This is a genomic window from Paenibacillus sp. FSL W8-1187, assembly GCF_037965485.1.
GTDB classification, from domain to species: domain Bacteria; phylum Bacillota; class Bacilli; order Paenibacillales; family Paenibacillaceae; genus Paenibacillus_O; species Paenibacillus_O pasadenensis.
Map to the genome: position 1 here is coordinate 3,933,230 of NZ_CP150181.1, position 18,836 is coordinate 3,952,065.

The window sequence follows — 18,836 nt, forward strand, 5'->3', positions numbered from 1 at the left end:
GCACGGCGGCTGCGGATCGGTCAGGGCGCGACAATCGCAAGCGGAGAAGCGGCTTGGGAACGGGCCGCCGTCGTTTTGTCGGCTAGGACTTTCCCCTTGGCTCCGCCTTCCGGCTCCGGCTCTTGATCCTTGAGGTCGAAAAGCTTCGCGAACAGCTCCATCGCGTCGTCCGCCTTCCGCTCCCCGGCGAGCTCCTTGATGCCATGGATCGGATCCTGCATCATCTGGTTCAACATGCTTTTGGTCAGCTTCTGGATGACCTTGAGCTCGCGCTCGTCCAGATCGGGCAGCTTCTTGGCAAGGCTGTCCATCGTCTGGCGATGGATGTCGTCGGCTTTTTCCTGCAACGACCGGATCAGCGGCACGACGCCAAGCGTCCGATACCACTGGTGGAACTCGTCCATCGTCGAAGCGATCATCGTCTCGATCTTCTCCGCCTCTTGACGGCGATGCTCCAGGTTCATCTCCACGATCCCCTCCAGGTCGTCAATATCATACAGGAAGACATTGTCGACCGAGGCGATGGCCGGATCCAGATCCCGCGGAACGGCGATGTCGATCATGAACATCGGCTTGGAGCGACGGCGCTGCATCGCGGCGACGACGACGTCCCGAGCCAGCACATAGCCGCTCGAGCCGGTCGAGCTGATGACGATATCGGCCTCATGGAGACGGCGCACCGCCTCGTCCATCGAGCAGGGAATGCCGTTGAACTTGGCGGCCAGCTCGGCCGCGCGCTCGAACGTGCGGTTGACGACAAGCACCCGGTCCGCGCCGTTGGCATACAGGTGCTTGGCCGTCAGCTCGCTCATCTTGCCCGCGCCGATGATCATGACCGTCTTGCGGTTGAACTGGCCGAAGATGCGCTTGCCGAGCTCGACGGCCGCATAGCTGACCGACACGGCCGACTCGCCGATCGACGTCTCCGAGTGGGCCGCCTTGGCCATCGTCACCGCCTGCTTGAACAGCATGTTGAAGATCGTGCCGGTCGCCCGCTTCTGCTGGGACAGCAGCCACGCGCTGCGCACCTGGCCGAGGATCTGGGTCTCGCCGATGACCATCGAGTCGAGGCCGCTCGTCACGCGCATCAGATGGCGGATCGCACGGTCGTCCTCATGCATATAGAGATGGTTCGTGAACGATTCTCTCGGCAGATGGAACCACTGCTCCATGAAGGAGCGGATATGATAGGCGCACAGCTGATGCCGATCGACGACGGCATACAGCTCGGTGCGGTTGCAGGTCGCGACAATGACACATTCAAGGATGCTGGAGGTCGCCTTCAGCGCCTCTACCGCACGAGGAAGGTCGGAGTCCGAGATCGCGAACTTCTCGCGGACTTCGACCGGCGCGGTACGGTAGTTCAGGCCGACCACAACAATATGCATGTGACATCACCGCCTCTCTATGTCTGTGCCTTATAAGACGAGTCTATTCCGTACATTAGAATCATTATAACATACAAGCACAAGTCCGCTCGCGCAAACTTTGACGTTTTGTTGACGCGAAGCCTGTCTATCCTTACGGCATCTAGTTTGGTCCTGGCTGCAGATCCGTATTCTCCCTAAAAAAAATAACCATGGAGAGCTCCATGGTCATTTGTACAGAGTTCCGGTCTTTTAAACCAGTTCGGTTGCTTTCAGTTCCGGTTCTACGACTTGAAGCTCTCCCATACCGCGTACGAGCTTCTTGGCGTGCGTCGTCTTCGGCTTCAGGACGGCCAGCATGTAGTCGATCGCGAGCTGCGGATCTACCGTCTCGCCGCAGGTGTAGCAGTCGAGCGCGGCGAAGCCTCTTTCTGGATACGTGTGAATCGAGAGGTGGCTCTCCGACAAGAGCACCAGTACCGTTGCGCCTTGGGGCTCAAATTGCTTGGCTTGAACCGAGAGCACAGATGCGCCGCATGCCTCCGCCGCTTCTACCATGTGGGCTTGCAGAAACTCGGCGTTGTTAATGAGTTCGAAATCTACTCCCCAAGCATCAACCGCAACATGTCTTCCGAAAGTTGAGTATTCCATCTTCCGGCTCCCCCTTCCTAGGAATAAAATGATTAAAAATTTCATCCGCTAGGACCTACGTCATTCACTTCCCGAGGGATAACTCTCTCTCGCAACATATCCATGTCCTGAGTGAATCCTGGTTCCTATATTGGGTTTTTTTCAACGAAATTAAAAATACCATCTATCCCCCCCAAATGCAACCTTTTTTTCTGTAAAAAACGGGCGGCTGCGGAGAACGAAAAAAGACCGCCGGACGCGAGGTCCGGACGGTCTGGAATGAAAAGGCCGCTGGATGCGGGCCCGCGCTCGGAAGCTATGCCTCCAGCGCGAACAGGCGGCTCGAATGATCGGCCAGCAGGCGGTCGATCTCGCGGCGCTCGGCATCGTCCGCGGCAGTCAGGCGGCTGTCCAGCAGCCGGTTCACCGAAGCCTTGAGCCAGTCGATCTCCTGCTCGGCGGCATTCAGCCGGAACGTGCGCTCCAGCTCGCCCAGCGTGTCCTTGAACTGATAGACGAGCCGGGTGCCCTTGGCCGTCTGCTCGCTGATGCGCTGCACCGCTCCGGCCTGATACTCGTACGTCATCGTATAATGGCTATAGATTCGGTTGACGACCGCGTCGCCCTTGAAGGTCGCGACGAGCTTGCGCATCACGTTCGTGAGCGCAGGCTGCGTGATCCGGCAGGACCATTCGCACACGAAGCAGCCATCTTCTTGCTGAAATACAAAGCGGACTTTTTCCCTCCCTGCGCTGTCTTCGAGAACCGCCTCCTGATTGCCGCCCTCAAGCACCATGACGCTTATGCGCACATGCTGGTCCTTGATGAAGCGGTAAAAACGGGTCATCTCTTCACGGGTCAATTGCAGTTTGGCTTGAACATACTCGGTGGCTATCCGCTGAGCCATAAAAATCTCCTCAATTCTCTGGTTTGAAAAAGGGACTCTGGATTTCGTTTCTTATCTTCATTATACGTGATCGGCGGCGGCGTTTCCTGCCAGCCGCGCTTGATAATCCGCCGTATTTCAGAATTAGAAGCGGCCAGCCGCGATTCGGAGAAGGCAAAACCCGATTTCCTTAGGAATTCGCTGTTCCTTGCTGCTCTTCGCTCGCAATTCCGGCCGATTGCGCCAGAACGTCCCAAAGCTCTTCCCTTCCCATACCCGTTTCGGAGGAGAACAAAACGAGCGCATCCTTCGATGTGGCGCCGAGCGTCGTGCGCACGGCCTTTTTATGCTTGTCCCACTTGCTCTTCGGAATTTTGTCCGCCTTGGTGCAGACGATGCACATCGGAATGCCGAAATGCTTGAGCCAGTTGAACATGAGCACGTCGTCCTTGGACGGGTCGTGGCGAATATCGATGACGAGCAGCACGAGCTTCAGCTCCTCGCGGTTCTGAAGGTAGCGCTCGATCATTTTGCCCCAGGCCTCGCGCTCGGTCTTGGAAACCTTGGCGTATCCGTAGCCCGGGAAGTCGACGAAATATAAGGCCTCGTTGATGCGGTAGTAGTTGAGCTGCTGCGTCTTGCCGGGCTGGGAGCTCGTCCGGGCGAGATTCTTGCGCAGGATCAGCTTGTTGATCAATGACGATTTGCCGACATTGGAACGCCCTGCCAGAGCTATCTCCGGCAAGGCGTCGCTAGGATATTGATGCGGCTGGACCGCGCTGATGATGAATTCGGCGTTCGTGATTTTCATAGAATCGGTGTCCCTGCTTTCTCTTCGCTTGCTGCCGCCTCCGGCGCGGAAAGCGCGGAAACGGGAGCGGCCTCGGGCAGCAGCGCATGCTCGAGCACCTGGTCCATATGGGCCACGGGCACGAACTCCATGTCGGCGCGCACGCTGTCCGGGATGTCCCTGAGGTCGCGCTCGTTGTCCGCAGGCAGCAGCACCTTGCGGATGCCGGCGCGATGCGCGGCGAGCGACTTTTCCTTGAGGCCGCCGATCGGCAGCACGCGGCCGCGCAGCGTGATCTCGCCGGTCATCGCCACCGTCTTGCTGACCTTGCGGCCGGTGAGCGCGGAGATGAGCGCGGTCGCCATCGTGATGCCTGCGGACGGACCGTCCTTTGGAATCGCCCCTTCGGGAATATGGATGTGGATGTCGTTCTTTTCATGGAACTGCGAATCGAGCCCCAGCTCCTCCGCCCGCGAGCGCGTGAAGCTGAACGCGGCCTGCGCGGATTCCTTCATGACGTCGCCCAGCTTGCCGGTCAGCGTCAGCTTGCCGGCGCCCGGCAGCACCGTCACCTCGATGACGAGCGTGTCGCCGCCGACCTCGGTCCACGCAAGGCCCGTCACCGCGCCCACCTGATCCTCCGCCTCGGCGAGGCCGTAGCGGAATTTGGCCGGTCCGAGCCACTCCTTGACGAGCGCCCGGTCGACGGAGATCGGCGCGCTGCCCGGCTCCGAGACGAGCTTTTTGGCGGCCTTGCGGCAGATCGAGGCGACCTGCTGCTCCAGGTTGCGCACGCCCGACTCGCGCGTATACTCGCGGATGAGGGCGAGCAGCGCATCCGGCTCGAGCGTCAGCTGCTCCTCCTCGAGGCCATGCTCGCGCTTCTGCTTGGGCAGCAAGTAGCGGCGGGCGATCTGGTCCTTCTCGAGCTCCGTGTAGCCGGGGATGTACAGCACTTCCATCCGGTCCAGCAGCGGCCGCGGAATATTGTGCAGCGCATTGGCCGTCGTGACGAACATGACGGAGCTCAGATCGAACGGAGCTTCGATGAAATGGTCGCTGAACGTGCCGTTCTGCTCCGGATCGAGCACTTCGAGCAGCGCCGCCGAAGGATCGCCGCGGAAGTCCGACGCCATCTTGTCGATCTCGTCGAGCAGGAACACCGGGTTCATCGATCCGGCCGTCTTCATGCCCTGGATGATCCGGCCCGGCATCGCGCCGACGTACGTGCGGCGATGCCCGCGGATCTCCGCCTCGTCCCGCACGCCGCCGAGCGAGATGCGGACGAACTCGCGGCCGAGCGACCGCGCGATCGAGCGCGCGAGCGACGTCTTGCCGACGCCGGGAGGGCCGACGAGGCAGAGGATCGGCCCTTTGAGCTTCTGCACGAGCTTCTGCACGGCCAAGTATTCCAGCACGCGCTCCTTGGGCTTGTCGAGCCCGTAATGGTCCTCGTCAAGAACGGCCTCGGCCTTGGCCAGATCGAGGTCGTCCTCGGTCCGCTTGCTCCATGGAAGCGACAGCAGCCAATCGATATAATTGCGGATGACGCCGCCCTCGGCCGAGGACGCCGGCATCTTCTCCAGCCGGTCGATCTCTTTGACGACCTTTTCCTTGATCTTTTCGGGCAGCTCCGCCGCATCCATCTGGGCCCGCAGCTCCTCGACCTCGCCGGCGCGGCCCTCGCGGTCGCCGAGCTCCTTCTGGATCGCCTTCATCTGCTCGCGCAGGTAGTATTCCTTTTGCGTCTTCTCCATCTGCTTCTTGACGCGCTGGCTGATCTTGCGCTCGAGCTCCAGCACCTCGCGCTCGTTGCCGAGCAGGTCGAGCAGCTTCTCGAGCCGCGCCTTCACGTCGACCGTCTCGAGAATCTCCTGCTTATCCTTGATCTTGAGCGACAGATGGCTCGTGATGACGTCGGCGAGCCGGCCCGGCTCGTCGATGTCGGATACCGCCGCATGCGTCTCCGGCGTCACTTTTTTGGACAGGGTGATGTAATGCTCGAACTGGCTCAGCACCGAGCGCATGAGGGCGTCGATCTCCGGATCGGTCGACTCCTCCTCCGGCAGCTCCCGCGCCGTCACCTCGTAGAACTCCTCCTGAGGCAGGTAGTCCTGGATCTCGGCGCGCATGACGCCTTCGACGAGCACGCGGATCGTGCCGTTCGGCAGCTTCAGCATCTGGCGCACCTTGGCGATCGTGCCGATGCGGTAGATGTCCTCCTCCGTCGGCTCCTCGATGTTCACTTCCGACTGGGAGCTGAGCAGAATCATATGATCGCCCAGCATCGCCCGATCAAGCGCCTTGACGGACTTTTCCCTTCCGACGTCGAGATGAAGCACCATGCTGGGATAAACGAGAAGTCCCCGCAGAGGGAGCAGCGGCAGCCTGCGGCTTTTTCCTTTGGCAGGTCCCATGCCAACACCTCCCACCTTAAGATAGTCTTCCTATTGTATCATTCCCGCGAATCCGCCTGCAAATAGGGTACTTGAGGCGTCAGGAACAGATCCGCGATCGGGGAAAGCTCCTCCTGGCCCTGGCGGATGTCGTCCGGGAACAGATCCTGGAAGATCTCCTCGACGCGATCGACCGGAATGACCTTGAGGCCGTTCAGATCGGCGAAGATCGCCTGCCAGTTGTCCTTCGGAATGTACACCGTGAGGGCGCCGGCCTGGAAGGCCGCTTCCACCTTGGCGAGCACGCCTCCGACCGGCTTGACGTTGCCGTGGATGCCGACCTCGCCGGTCATCGCGATCGTGTGGTCGACCGGCACGCCGCGGATCGCCGAGGCGATCGCCGTCGCCATCGCCGAGCCGGCGGACGGACCGTCGATCGGCGTCCCGCCCGGGAAGTTGATGTGCAGGTCGAAGTCCTGCGGACGCAGTCCGATGCGGCGCAGCATCGTCAGCACGTTTTCGACCGAGCCTTTGGCCATGCTCTTGCGGCGCAGCGTCCGCTGGCCGCCTCCGAGCTCCTCCTCGTCGACGACGCCGGTAATCGTGAAGCTGCCCTTGCCGGCTGCCGTCGGGATGGCGCTCACCTCGATCTCCAGCAGCGTGCCCATGTTGGGCCCGTAGACGGCGAGGCCGTTGACGAAGCCGATCTGCGGCGCGGCCGGCACCTTGCGGTCCGGACGCGGCGGAATCTGGCTGCTGTTGACGACCCACTCGATGTCGGCCGCGCCAATCGTCTCGCGCTTCTCCGACAGCGCCAGCCCCGCCGCCAGCTGGATGATGTTGACCGCCTCGCGGCCGTTGGTGGCATAGCGCTTGACGACGCCGACCGCCTCCGGGCAAGGGGCGAAGCCGATCTTCTTGACCGCGTTGTCGGCGATCTCGGCGATCTCGTCCGGCAGCAGCGGCCGGAAGTAGATCTCCATGCAGCGCGAGCGGAGCGCCGGCGGCAGCTCCTGCGGCGAGCGCGTCGTCGCTCCGACGAGCCGGAAGTCCGCCGGCAGGCCGTTTTGGAAAATGTCGTGGATGTACATCGGGATATTCGGATCTTCGGAATGGTAGTAGGCGCTCTCCAGGTAGACCTTGCGGTCCTCGAGCACTTTTAACAATTTATTCATCTGGATCGGGTGTAATTCCCCGATCTCGTCGATGAACAGCATGCCGCCATGCGCCTTCGTCACCGCGCCGGGCTTCGGCTGCGGAATGCCCGCCACGCCCATCGCGCCGGCTCCCTGATAGATCGGATCGTGGACCGAGCCGATCAGCGGATCGGCGATGCCGCGCTCGTCGAAGCGGGCCGTCGTCGCGTCGATCTCCGTGAACTTCGCTTCCGCGAGGAAAGGCGAGGTCGGATTTTTCTTGGCTTCCTCCAGCACGACGCGCGCCGCCGCCGTCTTGCCCACCCCCGGAGGCCCGTAGACGATGACATGCTGCGGATTGGCGCTGCACAGAGCCGCCTTCATCGCGCGCAGTCCGTCCCGCTGGCCGACGATGTCGTTCATCGTCTGCGGCCGCGTCTTCTCCGCGAGCGGCTTGGTCAGCGAGATGGAGCGAAGCTTGCGCAGCTTGTCCATCTCCTTGCGGGATTCCTTGTCGACGGCCGACTTGTTCGTGCGCTGGCTGCGCAGCATGTTCCAGAAATACACCCCGATTACGACCGCGAAAAACACCTGCACCAGCATCAAAAATAGACTTAACGTCATGCTATCCGCTCCTCTCATGCTTGCCGGAATAAAAGACCCATACCGGATAGTATTGCCTGCCCCGGCAGGAGTTAGTCCCGAAAAATGGAGAAGCGGACCGCATCGGACGATCGCTCCGGACAGGCCGGCCGCCTCACTCGGCGCGGTACAGCTCCTTGCCGAGCTCGGCGCCGAGCAAGTCGGCGCTCATCGGCCTCAGCCCGATGAGCGGAGCGAGCTGGCTCGCGGCCGAAGCGCCGCGGTTGGAGAGCACGGCGATCGCGGCGCCATGCTCGGGATTGAAGGAGAGGAAGCTGCTGGAGCCGTACGTTCCGCCGTTGTGCCAGAACGTATGGCTGCCGTCCGGCTCCGGACGGATGATCCACGCATAGCCGATGCCGACGCCTTGCGGCGATCCCGCCAGCCGCGTCTGGGCGAGACGCATCGTCTCGCGGACGGGATCCCCCGTCTCGCGGCTTGACGCCGCGGCCAGCTGGGCTTCGGCGTACCGAAGCAGATCCGGCGCCGTCGAGCGGACCGCTCCGGCTCCCGCCATCGCTTCGCCGAACGTCCACGGCTTGGCGGGAGCGCCCGAGCTGCGATGCACCGGCCGCAAGGAGGCGCCGTCCTCCGCGTCGGAATCGAGCGTCGTCCGCTCCAGGCCGAGCGGCTCGAACAGCCGAGCCTGCAGCAGCTCGGCGAGCGGTTCGCCTGAGCTTCGCGCGAGCAGCCAGCCGAGCAGGCCGAAGCCGTAGTTCGAGTAAGAGGACGGCTTGGCTCCGTCCCGATAAGGCTCCTTCAGCACCGCTTCGACGAGCGCATCCGTGCCGTAAGCGGCATATGGATTCTCTTTGTCGCGCACATGCGCCCGCATGTTGGCCGGCAGCCGGGGCAGCCCCGACGTATGGGAGACGAGCTCGGCCAGCGTCGTCTTGGAGGCGAAGGCCGACGCCGCCAGCTCCGGCGCCAGCGCCGCCGGCGCGTCCTCTCGGCTCAGCCGCCCGTCACGCTCCAGCGAGGCGAGCAGGCAGCCGGTCATCGTCTTTGTAATCGAACCGATCTCGTACCGGCGGCTCTTCAGCGCTTCCTCGTCCGCATCGTCGCGGCTCCAATAGCCCCGCTCGCCGCCCTTCACCCAGGCGACGACCGGATCGTGCAGCGACCTTTCCAGCCAAGCCCTCGTCTTTTTGCGGCGCAGCGCTTCCTGAATCCGTTCCATCCGAAATCCCTCCCGTTCGATTGTCATCGGTTGTATACGGCGCCGCTCGGCGCCTCGTTGCCCCAAAAAAGCCCGGACAAGCGAAAAGAAGCCCTCGCAGTCCACAGGACTTGCGAAGGCTCTTTCATTCTCGCCGCTGGAGCGTCAGGCAGGCAGATGCTCCTTGCGGCCGGGAATCTCGCCCGTCTCCTCGAAGACGCGCACGATCTCGTCGATCTCTTTTTTGAGCTCGGACAGCAGCTCGGCCTCCGGCACCTTGCGGATCATCTGGCCGTAGCGGAACAGCATGCCCTCGCCGCGCGCGCCGGCGATGCCGATATCCGCCTCGCGAGCCTCGCCGGGGCCGTTGACCGCGCAGCCGAGCACGGAAACCTTGATCGGCACCTTGATCTTGGAGATGTACTCCTCCACCTCGTTGGCGATCGAGAACAGATCGATGTCGAGCCGTCCGCAGGTTGGACAGCTGATAAGCGTCGCCGCGTTCGTGATCAGGCCGAACGTCTTGAGCAGCTCGCGCGCGACCTTGACCTCCTCGACCGGATCGGCGCTGAGCGAGATGCGCACCGTGTTGCCGATGCCCATCGCCAGCAGGGCGCCGATGCCCGCCGAGCTCTTGATCGTGCCCGAGTGCAGCGTGCCGGCCTCGGTGATGCCCAGATGCAGCGGATACTTGATCTTCTCCGCCGCCATGCTGTAAGCCGCGATCGCCATCGGCACGTCGGATGCCTTGAGCGAGACGATGATGTCATGGAAGTCCAGCTCTTCGAGAATGCCGATATGGAACAAGGCGCTTTCGACCATCGCCTCCGGCGTCGGATAGCCGTACTTCTCCAGCAGATGGTTCTCCAGCGAGCCGGCGTTGACCCCGATGCGGATCGGAATGCCCTTTTCCTTGCAGGCGGCGACGACGGCCTCCACCTTCTCGCGGCGGCCGATGTTGCCCGGATTGATGCGGACCTTGTCCACCCCGTTCTCGATGGCGAGCAGCGCGAGGCGGTAGTCGAAGTGGATGTCCGCCACGAGCGGGATATGGATGCGGCGCTTGATCTCCTTGATCGCCTCGGCCGCTTCCTTGTTGTTGACCGTGACGCGCACGACCTGGCAGCCCGCTTCCTCGAGACGGAGGATCTCGGCTACCGTCGCCTCCACGTCGGCCGTCTTGGTCGTGCACATGCTCTGGATGATGACCTCATTGCTGCCGCCGATCGTCAAGCCGCCGACGCGAACCGGCACCGTGTCCTTGCGAGAATACATACGTAGCATCTCTCCCTATGAAAGGCCAAAGTCCACCGGATCCCGGACGGCGATCCGGAATCGGGTGGAACGATGGCGGGTTGAAAAGAGCAGCCGCCATCCGCGCGGCCGGAGCCGCGACAAGGTCAGGCGCTTTCTTCTTTTTTCTTGCCTTTCTTGGCCGTCAGCTCCGGAACGACCCGGTCCTGGACGACCTTTTCCGTAATGACGCAGGTGCTGAGCTCCTCGCGGGACGGCGCCTCGTACATGATCTCCAGCATGATGCCTTCGATGATGGCGCGCAGGCCGCGGGCGCCGGTATTGCGCTTGATCGCTTCCTTGGCGATCGCGTCCAGCGCTCCGGCTTCGAACTCGAGCTTGACGTTGTCCATCTCGAGCAGCTTCTGGTACTGCTTGACGAGCGCGTTTTTCGGCTCGGCGAGGATGCGCACGAGCGCCGCCTCATCGAGCGGCTCCAGCGTCGAGATGACCGGCAGGCGGCCGACGAACTCGGGGATCAAGCCGAACTTGAGCAGATCCTCCGGCAGGACGAGGGACAGGTATTCGCCCGCCTTCATGTCCTTCGTGCCGTCGCCCGTGTTGAAGCCGATGACCTTTTTGCCGATGCGGCGCTTGATGATCTGCTCGAGGCCGTCAAAGGCTCCGCCGCAGATGAACAGGATGTTCGTCGTGTCGATCTGGATGAACTCCTGATGCGGATGCTTGCGGCCGCCTTGCGGAGGCACCGAAGCGACCGTGCCCTCGAGAATTTTGAGCAGCGCCTGCTGCACGCCTTCGCCCGACACGTCGCGGGTAATGGACGGATTCTCGGATTTGCGGGCGACCTTGTCGATCTCGTCGATGTAGATGATGCCGCGCTCGGCCTTTTCCACGTCGTAGTCGGCCGCCTGGATCAGCTTGAGCAGGATGTTCTCGACGTCCTCGCCGACATAGCCGGCCTCCGTGAGGGAGGTCGCGTCCGCGATCGCGAACGGAACGTTGAGGATCTTGGCCATCGTCTGCGCGAGCAGCGTCTTGCCGGAGCCCGTCGGGCCGACCAGCATGATGTTGCTCTTCTGCAGCTCGACGTCCTCGAGCTTGCTCTGGGAGTTGATCCGCTTGTAATGGTTGTAGACGGCGACGGACAGCGATTTTTTGGCGGCTTCCTGCCCGATGACGTAGGAATCGAGGATCGCGCGGATATCCTTCGGTTTCGGAATATCCTTCAGATCCAGCTCTTCCTCGTGCCCAAGCTCCTCCTCCACGATTTCCGTGCAGAGCTCGATGCATTCATCGCATATATAGACGCCGGGACCGGCTACCAGCTTGCGGACCTGGTCCTGGGATTTGCCGCAAAAAGAGCATTTCAGCTGGCCCTTTTCTTCGTTGAATTTAAACACTCGATCACCCCTTAAAGGAAGATGTTACAAAAGGCCCGCTTCCGGGACGGCAATGACCTTGTCGATGAGCCCGTAGGCAAGCGCGTCGTCCGCGCTGAGGAAGTTGTCGCGGTCGGTGTCTCGCTCGATCTTCTCGTAGGGCTGGCCCGTACGATCGACATAGATCTGGTTGAGCTTCTGCTTGGTCTTGAGGATCCAGTCGGCATGGATCTTGATGTCGGACGCCTGGCCGCGCACGCCGCCGAGAGGCTGATGGATCATGACCTCGCTGTTCGGAAGCGCGAAGCGCTTGCCCTTGGCGCCTGCCGTCAGCAGCAGCGAGCCCATGCTCGCGGCCATGCCGACGCAGATCGTGGATACGTCCGGCTTGATGAATTGCATCGTATCATAAATACCCATGCCCGCGGTCACCGAACCGCCGGGAGAGTTGATATACAGGTGAATATCCTTCTCCGGGTCGTCAGCCGCGAGGAAGAGCAGCTGGGCGATGATCGAATTGGCAACGTCATCGTCGATTGCGCTTCCGAGGAAGATGATGCGATCCTTCAAAAGACGCGAATAGATATCGTAAGAACGCTCCCCGCGATTCGTCTGCTCTACTACAATCGGTACCAGATTCATGCGACCAACCTACTTTCCGCTTTGGAGTTCAGAACCACTTTCATTCTAGCATGTTTGGAGCTTCCATGTCATTTTTGCCGGATCTCCTGGCCTGCCTGCCGTGTTCCAATCTTATGTAAGGGACGGAGTCCCCATTCCTGCGCGAGGCAGGGGCGATGCTTATGTGGGTTCAGCGGGTAAAAAGAAGGCACGTGCGAGCGACGTGCCTTGCGGAGTGGAGCGGAAGCCGCCTTAGGCGACTTCGCTCGCGATTTTGCTGTTGTCGAGAAGGAACTTGATCGTCTTGCGAAGCTTCAGATCTTCCTTCATGTTGTCGAGGTTGCCGTTGCGCTCGAAGATTTCGCGCAGCTCGGCCGCCGGACGGCTGTACATTTTGGACAGGTTCTCGAGCTCCTCGCCGACTTCTTCCTCGGAGATCTCGATCGACTCCTGCTTGGCGATGGCGTCAAGCACGAGGTTGTTCAGCACGCGCTTCTCGGCGTCGGAGCGCATTTGTCCGCGTAGAGCCGCTTCGTCCTGGCCGGAGAACTGGTAGTACAGCTCCATGTTCAGGCCTTGCTGCTTGATGCGGTTCTCGAAGTCGCGCAGCAGGTAGTCCACTTCCGTGTTGATCATCGCTTCCGGGATCTCCACTTCGGCCGCTGCCGCGATTTTGTCGACGAGAGCCGTCTCGCGCGCTTGCTCGTTTTCTTTTTCCTTGCGCTCCTGCAGCTTCTTGGAGAGATCCTGCTTGAACTCGTCCAGCGTGTCGAACTCGCTCACGTCCTTGGCGAACTCGTCGTCCAGAGCGGGCAGGTTCTTGCGCTTGATCTCATGCAGCTTGACCTTGAAGACGGCGGCCTTGCCGGCCAGGTTCTCGGCATGGTACTCCTCCGGGAACGTCACTTCCACGTCCTTGAAGTCGCCTGTCGCCAGGCCGACGACTTGCTCCTCGAAGCCCGGGATGAAGGAATTGGAGCCCAGCTCCAGGGAGTAGCGCTCGGCCTGGCCGCCCTCGAACGCCTCGCCGTCGACGAAGCCTTCGAAGTCGATGACGACGGTGTCGCCATTCTCAGCCGCGCCCTCTTCCACGACGACCAGCTCCGCATGGCGCTGCTGCAGACGCTCCAGCTCGGCGCTCAGCTCCTCGTCCGTCACGTCGCTGCTCGCGGCAGGCACTTCGATGCCTTTGTACTCGCCGAGCTTCACTTCCGGCTTGACGGTGACTTTCGCCTTGAACTTGAACGGCTGGCCCTTGCCGAACTGCTCGACGTCGATCTCCGGACGGTCGACCGGCTCGATGCCGGTATCTTTCAGCGCTTCCGAATAAGCGGTCGGCAACAGGATGTCGATCGCGTCCTGGTACAGGCTTTCTACGCCGAAGCGGGATTCAAAGATGGAGCGAGGCACTTTGCCTTTGCGGAAGCCCGGCACGTTGACGCGTCCAACCACTTTCTTGAACGCTTGATCGAGCGCTTCCTTCACTTGCTCCGCGCCTACTTCCACGTCGATTGCGACGACGTTCGTTTCTATTTTCTCCCAAGTTGCTGTCATTTATGCTGTCCCCTCCAAAAAATAGGCGCTAGCCCCAATTATCTGCGTTGTAATAAACCATTCCATTATAATCAACTGGGCGTCCGATTACAAGACAGGCTAGCCATCGCCATAACCTTCCTGCAAGTCGGTGATCTGCCGCATCGCGCGGCAAGCCTGCTCGTAGCGGAATCGCAGCTCGTCGGTGATGCCGTATGTATGCCGGATCTTTTCTTCTTCGGCCGTGCCGTACACGGCCAGGAGCAGCGTCAGATGCAGCGCCGCCGCGTAGCTGTCGACGACCGCCTCCTCCTCGCTCAGCATGCGGGCGTAGGCGGAGCTGCCGTACAAATATTGCAGGCATTCCTTCCATAGCTCGCGGGCGAAATGCGGCAGCGTCGGGTCCATCGTCTCGGTCACGCCCTCGACCCGCTCGAGGATCAGCCGCACCGGCTCGGGATAGTCGTCGAGATCGAGCGGCGTGCGCTCGATCTCGAGCTCCGCCGTCTCGCCGAGCCGCTCCAGCCGGACGACGCCCGCATCTCCTCTGCGGCGGAGGCATTGGAGAGCCTTGAACTGCACCATCGGATGCAGCGTCTCCTGCTCCAGCCACGTGCGGATCGTCTCGTCCACCTCGGAGCTGCGCAGATGGGCGGCCCGCTCCAGCGCCAGCAGCTGCTGGTCGAGCATCGGATGGTTCTTCATGATGTACAGCACCTGCTGCACGTAGGACTCGTCCTGCTCGGCCGGGCTGAGCGCCGTCCGCCGCAAGTCGTCCTCGCTCGGCTCGCCGTCCTCCTCCTCGGCTCCGCCGGGGAACGCCATCTCCAGCCATGCGAGCAGATTGCTCAATTCCTCATAATGGCGGGGCTCCTCTCCCCGGCACTGGAGGAGGAACTGCAGCAGCCGCTTGGCTTCCGCATAGTGCTCCGACTCAAGCAGGCGGGTGAGCTGTTCCTGATAATGATCGAGCGAGCTCGGGAATAGATAAAGGTTGTCTTTTTCGCCGCGGGTTGAATCGTCTATCGTCGTAATGGGATCACCGCCTCATCTTCTGTGACGACCTTTATTCACCAAAGTTTGGCTACATTATAACATGAGCCGGCAAAGAAGGAAAAACGGCGCGATCCTTGCAATATGCATGATCTTCCTGTATGATCTACAAGTATCGCTTTTTTGGACCTGTCCTTTCGGGACCGCAAGCGAGCCGTTTGTCCCGGTAGCTCAGTCGGATAGAGCATGCGCCTTCTAAGCGCACGGTCGGGGGTTCGAATCCCTTCCGGGACGCCATCATTCCGCATGCACGCCCCTCTTTCGGAGGGGCTTTTTGCTGCATCGGCCGCATACCGCCCGTCCCGCGCGGCATGCTATGGCTAGCAGCCGCTTGTCCCGAGTCCTGCCGCAAAGGAGGCTGTCCGGGCAAGCCTATCACCGGCGGCCTGGCCGCCTTCGGGAGGATTCCATCATGCTTTGGCTTCCGTACGCCCTGCTGTCCGCCGTGTTCGCGGCGCTCGTCTCGATTTTCGGCAAGATCGGCCTGAAGGATCTCGACGCCAACTCCGCGACCGCCTTGCGTGCCGTCATCATGGCGCTGTTCCTGCTCGGCGTCGTGGCCGCCCAGGGCAAGTTCGGCCAGGTCGGCGAGATTTTCGCCCAGCGCAAGGCGCTCGCGTTCGTCGCCATGAGCGGAGCGGCTGGGGCGCTGTCGTGGCTGTTCTACTTCCTGGCGCTCAAGGCCGGCACCGTCTCTCAAGTCGGCCCGGTGGACAAGCTGAGCGTCGTGTTCGCCATCGTGCTCGCGCTGCTGTTCCTCGGAGAGAAGATCACCGTCTGGAACGGAGTCGGCGTGCTGATGATCACGGCCGGAGTCATTCTGACCTCGCTCAAGTGACGCCCTCCCGTTCCTCCGTTCCAACCCCAAAAAGGGTCCCTCGGCTCATGAGCCAAGGGACCCTTTTTGGCGCTCGGACGTCAGGCGCCATGCCCGCAAGTGGGCCGGGCAGCAATCGCGACGCCGGCCTCGGCGACAGGCGCGCCGTGAGGCCGGTACGCCTCAGGCCGTCACCCGCGCCTGATCCCGCTCGAGCAGATGGCGCGCCGTGAACGCGTCCGTCACGATCGTGTTCGGATACCCGCCCTTGACGGCGGCGAATACCGCATCGGCCTTGTCGATGCCGCCGGCGACGAGCACGGAATGCTCCTTGCGCCGAAGCTCCTCGAGCCGGATGCCGATCGTACGGTCGTCGAGCTCGCTCAGGCAGATGTTGCCGTCGATGTCGATGAAGCGGGAGCAGATGTCGCCCTTGCCCGCCTGATGCACGATGTCGAGCTCTTCCGCGCTGAGGTAATTGGCGCGGACAAGCAGCGAGTCGGCCGTCGGCACGCCGACGGTGAATACGGCGATGTTCGCCTGCCGTCCCATCTCCAAAATTTTGGCGATGTGCCGGTCCGCCTCGATCGCCCGCTTGACGAGCGGCTGATCGACGATCGCCGGCAGCGGCAGCAGATGCGGAGACGTATTGAACGCTCCCGCGAACAGATGCACGATCTCCGACGCGAACGTATTCGTCTCGGAATAGCTCAGCCCGCCGTTCAGCTGCACGACCTTCACGTCGCGCACGCTTTTGAGCGGCAGCCGCTGGGCGACCTCGTACAGCGTCGAGCCCCAGGTCACCGCGATCGTATCGCCCTCGGCCACCGTCTCGTACAGATGTGCCGCAGCCGCCTCGCCGATGTATTTCTTGACGACGGCGTCCTCGTGGGAAGGCGTGCTCACGACGATCGCCCGATTCAGTCCAAACCGCTTCTCCAGTTGGCGGCAGACGAGATCGTTGTTCTCCAGCGGATCATGGATCGTGATCTGCACGATGCCGTCCGCCTTGGCCTGCTGCAGGAAGCGGGACACCGTCGGCCTGGATACGCCGAGCTTTTTGGCGATGTCCTGCTGGCTGAAGTCCATTTGATAATAAAGCCTGGCCGCTTCCACGATTTTTTCCAGCTTTTCTGACATGTCTTTCCACCTCGAGTCCGCGCGCAGCCGATGCTTGATCCTTCGATTATAGAATCCTTTAGTGGATAAAAGCAATAAAAGAAACGAACAAGCCGCCTTCCTGCCGCCGCCCTCGTTTTCGGGGCTGCGCGCCAGGGTAATGGAGGAACAAAGAAAGCGAATGGAAACGGAGGAATCGCCATGGCTGCCAAAGCCCCCTTCATGACGAGAGCCGTCGAGCTCGGCAAAAACCTGTACGCCCGCTTCCAGGACGACGAGGTGCCGGCGCTCGGCGCCCAATTGACCTACTATTTGCTGCTGTCCTTCTTTCCGTTCCTGATCTTCCTCGTCAGCCTGCTCGGTTTCCTCAACCTGAACGGCGACGAGCTGATCGCCGACATGATCGCGATGATGCCCGCCGAGGGCGGCGAGACGGTGCGCACCATTCTCGGCGAGGTGTCCACGGGAGGCAGCGGCGCGCTGCTGTCCGTCGGCATGATCGGCACGATCTGGGCCGCCTCCAACGGAGTCAACGCCATCATCAAAGGGCTCAACAAGGCTTACGACGAAGAGGAGGACCGCCCGTTCTGGAAGGTGCGCGGCCTCTCGCTGCTGGCGACGATCGTGCTCGCCGCCGTCGTCATCCTCGTCGTCGTCCTGCTCGTCTTCGGCCGCGGAGTCGGCGAGTTCCTGTTCCAGTGGCTCGACTATCCGGCCGGCTTCGAAGCGCTCTGGACGATCGTCCGCTACGTGCTGCCTATCGCGGCGATGGCGCTCGTCTTCACGCTGCTGTACTGGTTCACGCCGAACCGCCGGCTGACGTTCCGCGAGGCGCTTCCGGGAGCCTGCTTCGCCTCGCTCGGCTGGGTCGTCACCTCGATCGCCTTCTCTTACTACGTCAGCCAGTTCGGCAATTATACCAAGACGTACGGCAGCCTCGGCGGCGTCATCGTCCTGCTGATCTGGCTGTACCTGAGCTCGATCATCATCGTGCTCGGCGGAGAAATCAACGCGGCGCTGAGCTTCGGCAGCGCGGGCGTCGAAAAGAAGCGGCCCGCCAAGTCGTTCGGGCTGCGCCTGTTCCGCAAGAAGGGCGTCCCGTCCGGTAGAGCGCCGGGTCCGGACAAGCGCATTCCGTTGTAGAAGCAGCGCCCCGCCTTACCCATCCGCATACGCAAAGGCCCGCCGGTCATGCACCCATGTCCGGCGGGCCTTTGCGCGTAACCCATTGTCGTTCGGCGTCAACCGAGCAGCTCCCTCAAGTCCTCCCGCACCTGTCCGCTCGCCAGCACCTGCTGCTTGAACGTCTCGCGCCGTCCCCAGTCGGTCTTGAGCGACTCGTTCTCGAACCACTGCATCGTGATGTCCTCGTAAGCCGTGTGCATGCTGTTGTCGAACCAGTCGGTCAGCAGGTCGGCATCGTCGCGGACGATCGAGACGAGGTCATAGTCCTGATCTGCCGACAGGCTGAAATAAGCCAGCACTTGCTCGCATTGCGGATCGTCAGTGCGCACCTGCACCTCTGCGCAGGGCGTCCCGTCCTTTTCGAGCGATCGGGCGACATGAGCCTCCAGCACGTTCATCCTGGCAGCCCTCCGATGTCCAGGTCCAGCGACGCCACATGGCGTCGCGTCTCCTCCGTCCCGAGACGGTAGACGAGCGTATAGATCTGCTTGAGGATGCCCTCGTAGCCCTGGTTCATCTCTTCGACGCTGGCCGATCCGAACGGATGGCTGTGGAAATGCACCATCGTCGCTTCGTCCATGCTGGACATCTCCGCGAACAGCGCCTTCAGTCCGTCCTTCTCCTCCTCGGTCGCGACGATTTCCAGCTCATAGGCCGCCGCCTCCTTGTCCTCCAGCACCTGTCCCGCTCCAACCGCCACGTAATAATGCTTCCGCTTGCCTTCCGTGCCATAGTCTGCCATCTCGTCCGCCCTCTCCTTTCGGGTTCGAGGATCCGCCCGGATCCGTCATTTCCCCCGTAGTTTCTCCCGGCGGACAGACATGTTATGCCCCGATTCCGCATATTCATGGTCGTATGTCGCTTTACGC

At 61.8% G+C, this 18,836-nt stretch carries 18 protein-coding genes and 1 tRNA gene; 4 read left to right on the forward strand and 15 right to left on the reverse strand.

What is annotated here, in order from left to right; all coding sequences use genetic code 11:
- Positions 1 to 20: 20 nt before the first annotated feature.
- The 3 genes from hemA to NYE40_RS17010 all read right to left on the reverse strand — a co-directional run bounded on the left by hemA (position 21) and on the right by NYE40_RS17010 (position 2,697).
- On the reverse strand, positions 21 to 1,388 hold the full coding sequence (gene hemA / locus NYE40_RS17000; RefSeq protein ID WP_028597488.1) for a glutamyl-tRNA reductase: 1,368 nt from the start codon (positions 1,386 to 1,388) through the stop codon (positions 21 to 23).
- A 231-nt stretch (positions 1,389 to 1,619) separates the two neighbouring features.
- Positions 1,620 to 2,018 (reverse strand): adenosylmethionine decarboxylase, encoded by a 399-nt coding sequence (gene speD / locus NYE40_RS17005; RefSeq protein WP_028597487.1) that lies wholly within the window; start codon positions 2,016 to 2,018, stop codon positions 1,620 to 1,622.
- 295 nt (positions 2,019 to 2,313) lie between these two features.
- Positions 2,314 to 2,697 carry a non-ribosomal peptide synthetase module gene (locus NYE40_RS17010; RefSeq protein ID WP_228551619.1) on the reverse strand — a complete coding sequence of 128 codons (384 nt, stop codon included), beginning with the start codon at positions 2,695 to 2,697 and terminating at the stop codon, positions 2,314 to 2,316.
- Positions 2,698 to 2,712: 15 nt separating this feature from the next.
- On the opposite strand from NYE40_RS17010, the gene NYE40_RS17015 reads away from it, so the two are divergent.
- Positions 2,713 to 2,931 carry a hypothetical protein gene (locus NYE40_RS17015; RefSeq protein WP_228551621.1) on the forward strand — a complete coding sequence of 73 codons (219 nt, stop codon included), beginning with the start codon at positions 2,713 to 2,715 and terminating at the stop codon, positions 2,929 to 2,931.
- Positions 2,932 to 3,073: 142 nt separating this feature from the next.
- Here NYE40_RS17015 and yihA read toward each other — a convergent pair whose 3' ends face one another.
- From yihA to NYE40_RS17060, 9 genes are all read right to left on the reverse strand, one after another.
- Positions 3,074 to 3,694 carry a ribosome biogenesis GTP-binding protein YihA/YsxC gene (gene yihA / locus NYE40_RS17020; RefSeq protein ID WP_028597485.1) on the reverse strand — a complete coding sequence of 207 codons (621 nt, stop codon included), beginning with the start codon at positions 3,692 to 3,694 and terminating at the stop codon, positions 3,074 to 3,076.
- Positions 3,691 to 6,090, reverse strand: coding sequence for an endopeptidase La (gene lon / locus NYE40_RS17025; RefSeq protein WP_028597484.1), 2,400 nt, complete (start codon positions 6,088 to 6,090; stop codon positions 3,691 to 3,693). Before lon ends, yihA begins: the two co-directional genes overlap by 4 nt.
- Before the next feature lie 38 nt (positions 6,091 to 6,128).
- Entirely contained in the window at positions 6,129 to 7,829 is a 1,701-nt protein-coding gene (gene lonB / locus NYE40_RS17030; RefSeq protein ID WP_028597483.1) for an ATP-dependent protease LonB, read from the reverse strand.
- A 133-nt stretch (positions 7,830 to 7,962) separates the two neighbouring features.
- Complete coding sequence (locus tag NYE40_RS17035; RefSeq protein WP_052332941.1) at positions 7,963 to 9,027, reverse strand: serine hydrolase domain-containing protein; 1,065 nt, start codon at positions 9,025 to 9,027, stop codon at positions 7,963 to 7,965.
- 144 nt (positions 9,028 to 9,171) lie between these two features.
- Complete coding sequence (ispG, locus tag NYE40_RS17040) at positions 9,172 to 10,281, reverse strand: flavodoxin-dependent (E)-4-hydroxy-3-methylbut-2-enyl-diphosphate synthase (RefSeq protein WP_028597482.1); 1,110 nt, start codon at positions 10,279 to 10,281, stop codon at positions 9,172 to 9,174.
- 125 nt (positions 10,282 to 10,406) lie between these two features.
- Complete coding sequence (gene clpX, locus NYE40_RS17045; RefSeq protein ID WP_101807938.1) at positions 10,407 to 11,660, reverse strand: ATP-dependent protease ATP-binding subunit ClpX; 1,254 nt, start codon at positions 11,658 to 11,660, stop codon at positions 10,407 to 10,409.
- A gap of 24 nt (positions 11,661 to 11,684) precedes the next feature.
- Complete coding sequence (clpP, locus tag NYE40_RS17050; protein ID WP_028597480.1) at positions 11,685 to 12,281, reverse strand: ATP-dependent Clp endopeptidase proteolytic subunit ClpP; 597 nt, start codon at positions 12,279 to 12,281, stop codon at positions 11,685 to 11,687.
- Between the two features lie 231 nt (positions 12,282 to 12,512).
- Positions 12,513 to 13,814, reverse strand: coding sequence for a trigger factor (gene tig / locus NYE40_RS17055; protein ID WP_028597479.1), 1,302 nt, complete (start codon positions 13,812 to 13,814; stop codon positions 12,513 to 12,515).
- 99 nt (positions 13,815 to 13,913) lie between these two features.
- A complete protein-coding gene (locus tag NYE40_RS17060; RefSeq protein ID WP_240478926.1) occupies positions 13,914 to 14,645 on the reverse strand; it encodes a hypothetical protein in 732 nt (243 codons plus the stop codon).
- A gap of 361 nt (positions 14,646 to 15,006) precedes the next feature.
- Between NYE40_RS17060 and NYE40_RS17065 the strand changes: the two genes are divergently transcribed.
- Positions 15,007 to 15,083: transfer RNA gene (locus tag NYE40_RS17065), tRNA-Arg, on the forward strand.
- 172 nt (positions 15,084 to 15,255) lie between these two features.
- On the forward strand, positions 15,256 to 15,684 hold the full coding sequence (locus NYE40_RS17070) for an EamA family transporter (RefSeq protein ID WP_028597478.1): 429 nt from the start codon (positions 15,256 to 15,258) through the stop codon (positions 15,682 to 15,684).
- A 162-nt stretch (positions 15,685 to 15,846) separates the two neighbouring features.
- Here the strand turns inward: NYE40_RS17070 and NYE40_RS17075 are convergent, their stop codons facing one another.
- On the reverse strand, positions 15,847 to 16,803 hold the full coding sequence (locus NYE40_RS17075) for a sugar-binding transcriptional regulator (protein WP_028597477.1): 957 nt from the start codon (positions 16,801 to 16,803) through the stop codon (positions 15,847 to 15,849).
- Positions 16,804 to 16,983: 180 nt separating this feature from the next.
- Between NYE40_RS17075 and NYE40_RS17080 the strand changes: the two genes are divergently transcribed.
- A complete protein-coding gene (locus NYE40_RS17080) occupies positions 16,984 to 17,925 on the forward strand; it encodes a YihY/virulence factor BrkB family protein (protein ID WP_228551624.1) in 942 nt (313 codons plus the stop codon).
- Positions 17,926 to 18,023: 98 nt separating this feature from the next.
- Here the strand turns inward: NYE40_RS17080 and NYE40_RS17085 are convergent, their stop codons facing one another.
- Both NYE40_RS17085 and NYE40_RS17090 read right to left on the reverse strand, forming a co-directional pair.
- Positions 18,024 to 18,365, reverse strand: coding sequence for a hypothetical protein (locus tag NYE40_RS17085; protein ID WP_028597476.1), 342 nt, complete (start codon positions 18,363 to 18,365; stop codon positions 18,024 to 18,026).
- Entirely contained in the window at positions 18,362 to 18,709 is a 348-nt protein-coding gene (locus tag NYE40_RS17090; RefSeq protein ID WP_028597475.1) for a hypothetical protein, read from the reverse strand. The genes NYE40_RS17085 and NYE40_RS17090 overlap by 4 nt, the downstream gene beginning before the upstream one ends.
- Positions 18,710 to 18,836 lie beyond the last annotated feature (127 nt).